Annotated in this window: 2 protein-coding genes and 2 pseudogenes; all 4 read left to right on the forward strand. The window is 68.9% G+C overall.

Translation table 11 applies throughout. The annotated features are described in order from the left end of the window. Nucleotides 1-44: 44 nt before the first annotated feature. Nucleotides 45-359 (forward strand): annotated as a pseudogene (locus tag ACRDP3_RS04420) (AAA family ATPase); the annotation flags it as partial. Beyond that, complete coding sequence (locus ACRDP3_RS04425) at nt 343-1,875, forward strand: site-specific integrase (protein WP_431515480.1); 1,533 nt, start codon at nt 343-345, stop codon at nt 1,873-1,875. The pseudogene ACRDP3_RS04420 and the gene ACRDP3_RS04425, both read left to right, overlap by 17 nt. Beyond that, nucleotides 1,872-3,605: a hypothetical protein gene (locus ACRDP3_RS04430; RefSeq protein ID WP_431515481.1), complete on the forward strand. Its 1,734-nt coding sequence runs from the start codon at nt 1,872-1,874 to the stop codon at nt 3,603-3,605. The genes ACRDP3_RS04425 and ACRDP3_RS04430 overlap by 4 nt, the downstream gene beginning before the upstream one ends. Further along, a pseudogene (locus tag ACRDP3_RS04435) lies at nt 3,602-4,602 on the forward strand (integrase); the annotation flags it as partial. The gene ACRDP3_RS04430 and the pseudogene ACRDP3_RS04435, both read left to right, overlap by 4 nt.

The following is a 4,602-nucleotide window of genomic DNA, read 5'->3' on the forward strand; positions in this document are numbered from 1 at the left end:
ATCACGGGTGAGCGCGACGTGCGCGACGTACAGGAGGGCTCACGATGAACGGCACCCCGGACGTTCTCGGCATACCGGACCTGTCCCTGGTCGTCCTGATCGGCACGACGGGCTCGGGCAAGTCGACATTCGCCCGCCGGCACTTCCTGCCCACGCAGGTGATCTCCTCCGACTTCTGCCGGGGCCTCGTGGCGGACGACGAGAACGACCAGTCGGCGACCCCGGACGCGTTCGACCTGCTGCACTACATCGCGGGCAAGCGGCTCGCCGCGGGCCGGCTGACCGTGGTCGACGCCATTTCCCTGATGATTGGGCGTGTTCAAGCGTCAGGGGAGGCGTCAGTTGCACGAGTGGAACGTGGTGTGGGTGCCCGATCCGGGGCAGTGGGGATTGCTACCGTCTGAGGGGGTCCTGGGGGTACAGGACCTGCCGGCTGAGGTCGCCCGGATCGGTCTGCGGCCGGGTGATCCGGTGTTCGTGGCGCCGGACGGAACGGTGGACCGGGACCTGCTGGATTTCGTTCGGTCCGTCGAATTCCGGGATCTGGAGCGGGAAACCAAGCGGAATTACGCGACGGATATCCGGCCGCTGTTGACTTTCCTGTCCTCGCGCGGAGTTCTATGGAGGCAGGCGACCAGGCAGGACTTGGCGGACTACCGGCACTGGAGATGCCGGGCTCCGCAGAATCCGCGCCGGATCAGCGGGACGAAGTGGAACCGTGAGGCGGCCGCGTTCACCAAGCTGTTCCGGTGGGCGAAGGTGTCCCCGCTGCCGGTGGACATCGTGCGCCGAGGGGACCGGGCGGCGGACTCTGTGAGCTCGCGGGTGTTGTGGCTGACACCGCGGACCTGGGGCCTGTGGTCGGACATCGGGCTGCGTGGCCACAGCCGTACAGGAGTGCCGGTGCCGGGGTGGGAGTCGCGGACGGAGTTGCGCAACACCAGCTTCGTGCAGCTGCTGCTCAGCTCCGGCCTGCGTCGGCAGGAGGGTGGTTCGCTGCTCACCTTCGAACTGCCCAGCCAGCGCTTGCGGCTCGGCCGCTACTGCCATGGCCGCGTCGCCGCGGCGGTCACCCGGTCGAAGCAGAGCCGGGTCTTCTACGTGTCGGTGGACGCGGTCGGCCAGGCCGAGGCATACGTCGAGTCGGAGCGCGCGTGGGCGGTGCAGCGCGCCCAGGCGGAAGGCCGCTACGAGCGGCTGCCCATGATGCGGCTGGTCACGAAGGTGACGCGGGGCTTGAGACCGAAGATCGAGTGGGCCGACGCGAACGGCGTCGTCGGTGAGCAGGAACTCAGCCGCCTGGGATGGCGCGAGCGGCAGTGGCTGTTCCTGGAGGGCCCGGACGGGCCGGAGCCGGCGTGGTTGTGGCTGACCGAGCAGGGCCTGCCGATGGCCCCGGACCGGTGGAACGGTGTGTTCAGGGCGGCGAACCTGCGCTGCGAAGAAGTCCTGCTCACCGTGGGAGAACGGGAGGTCGAAAGGGACTTCCGGCTGGCGGAGGTACGCGGCAAGAGCCCGTACGCCACGCCGCACGCCGCGCGTCATTCGATGGCCCTCTACATGCTGGTCTTGCTGAACCAGCTGGTGGAGACCCGCTATGGGCTCTCGGCCGCGGACCGGCGGGACTTCGCCCTGCTGTTCGGCGATCCGTGGTGGCTGGTGAAGACCCTCCTCGGTCACGCGGACGTGGAGGTGACGAAGCGGCACTACCTCGCGCCGGTCGCGCACCTGCAACTGGAGTCGATCCTGGCCGCGGCCGAGCCCGCCAACGAGGAGGAACAACAGGTCGAGGACCTGGACGGTGTGTTCACCCGGCTTGCCCGGGAGTCGCAGGGCATCCAGGACATCGACGCCGTCCTTGAGGCGGCCCGGTGACCGGGCGGGGACGGCGAGCCGTCCTGCCGCCGGCGGATCACCGCACCGAGCCGCCGCTGGCTCCCGACGGACTCGTGGTGACGGTCGTCAACAAGGCCGGATACGAGATGCCGTTCGACTTTGCCGAGTTGCCGGTCGCCGAGCTGATGCAGCGGTCACTGGCCAGGGTCTTCGCGGCCCGGTCCGCGGGCTGGAACAGCCATATGACCGCGCAGGCTTCCTGGATCACGGTGAAGGCGTTCGCGCGCTTCGTCTCCGAACTGGAGCATCCCCCGGAAGACCTGGGGGATCTGACCACCGCCATGCTCAAGCGCTGGCGCGCGGCGCACATCGGCACGAACAGCGGGAAGAGTGTGCTGCGTCAGGTGAGGCCGCTGCTGCGGGCGGATCCGAGGCTGGCCGACGGGCCGGTGGGGGAGGAACTGGCCCGCCGCATTCCTAAGCAGGTGCCGGTCAAGCAGTCGTACGGAGAGGATGAGCGGGGGCGGGTGCTGCTGGCGGCACAGCGGCAGTTCCGAACCGCTCGGCTGCGGATCCGTGAGAACACACGCCTGCTGGAGAGGTGGCGGGCCGGTGACGTGACGGAGGGCAGCCGGGAGGGGCGCCTCGGTGAAATTCTCGACCACCTTGCGCGGACCGGCTACGTCCCGCACACGGTCTCGCCGAGCGGAGCGGTGAACGTGAGAGAACGCCGACTTCTGGGCGGCACCGGCTCGGAGTGCACGTGGGGCAGGCTCTTTCTCTCCCGTTCCGAACTTACGGCGCTGGCCGTGCTGTTGACAGCCCGGTTCGGCTGGAATCTGTCCGTCTATGACCGGTTGCCTGCCCCGACCACGGCCCCGTCGGCCGGAGGGACGGCCACGGTGACCTACCAGATTCAGGTGGAGAAGCGCAGGCAAGGCGGAGGCTGGTGGTTTTCCACGGAGAACGCCACCGACTCCGGGGCCGACTCGGCCGGCAGGCTGATCACTCAGGCGCTGGAGGCCACTGCACACGGTCGGGCTCTTGCCGCCAGGCTGGAGCCCGGCACCGACTTTCTGATGGTCGCGCGCATGCACTACCCCGGCAAGCGACACCAGCACACGGAACGGCCTCGTCCGGTGGGCCCTCTGTCGTTCGGTATCGGAAACGGCGACGCACAGCAGTGGGGGATCAGGCATGGTCTGGGAGGGGCGCCGTTCCAGCGGACCCGCAGAACCGCGGTGACACGAGAGGGGCGTCCCCTTCAGCACGCGCAGGGCACGCACGAGAGCATCTACATGCTGCCAGATGAGCATGTTCAAAGGGCCTCGCGGAGCGTCTTCGAGGCCGGCGCCAAAGAGGCCCTCGCCCAGGCCCAGGCCGTGATGTTCGCCGGCGCCATCGCCGACACCCCGGACCCGGGGCACGGACAGACCGTGGCCGCGGACTGCGCGGACGAGACGTCCAGCCCCTGGCCCGACGCGCAAGGCGGCTGCGGAGCGGACTTCATGCTCTGCCTGGCCTGCCCCAACGCCCGTGTCCATCCCGGCCATCACCCACGGCTCGCCCACCTGCACCGAGAGCTGACCAGTCTCCGCTCCGTCCTGCCCGACCGGTCGTGGCACGAGCGGTGGAGCGAACATGTGCTCCGTCTTGAGGACCTGCGCGACAAGGTCGGCTCTGTGGCCTGGAACGCGGCGCTTGCCCGCGTGAACGACGAGGACCGCACCCTGGTCCACCTTCTGCTGAAGGGAGAGCTCGCCCCATGACCGCCGTCGGCACCGCTGCCGAGACCGATACGTACGTGCTCGCCATGCCCCGCCCGGACAGTCCCGTGGTGCTGCCTGAGTGGATCAGCCCCGGCAACACGCACCCGAACTCGCGTTACCAGGACGAGGTGTGGTCCATGGCGCCGCTCATCGACAATCCTGGCACCGGTCTGGTCAACCTCCATTGGAAGAACTGCCCGGGCCCCCTTCGGGACCAGGTGAAACTAGCCACCTGGACAATGATCAACGGCCAGTTGAGGCCCACCTACCTCCAGACCCGAGGCGTCCAGGCGCGATCCCGTTCGGGCGGCACCGACATGCTCGCCACCTGCCTGGAGTGGATGCGCCTCGCCCGCTGGTTGAACGAACGCCAGATCACGAGCCTGCGCGCCTGCACCGACACACAGTGGCGGGCCTATGCAGGCGAGCGCATGGTCCGAGTGTCCCGCGACACCGCAGCGATCATCGCTGTCCGGTTAACGAACCTGTGGGCGTACGACCGGCTCAGCGCCCGCCCCACTGGCATCACCCCACCTCCATGGGAGGCCGAAGGAGTCGACGAGTTCCTGCCCCCGGCCAGGACGGCCGCGGGCGGGGAGAACACGACGGAGCCGTTGGACCCGCTTGTTCTCGGGCCGCTGTTGATCTGGGCGATCCGCTTTGTCGACGACTTCGCCGACGACATCCTGGCGGCCTGGGCCGAGCGCCGCCGCCTGATCGCCGTTGCCGCCGCCACGAAGGCCACGCCAGCCGGATGGGCCGGGCTTGAGGAGTGGTTGCTGCCCATGGTGCGGGCCGGTCACCCGCTGCCGGCCAGCTCCGGCAAAAGCGAGATCCAGGTGGCCGCCACCTACATCGCCGCACTCACCGGCTCCAACCGCGGTCAGGTTTGGAGGTTCGTCAAGCAACACGGGCTGGCGGAGATCGCTGCATCGCGGCCAGGGCCCTGTCCGCTGCGGGTGCCGGTCACCGGGCAGATCAACGGCAAGCCATGGCG

The sequence above is a fragment of the Streptomyces sp. genome, from assembly GCF_050698815.1.
Lineage (GTDB): Bacteria > Actinomycetota > Actinomycetes > Streptomycetales > Streptomycetaceae > Streptomyces.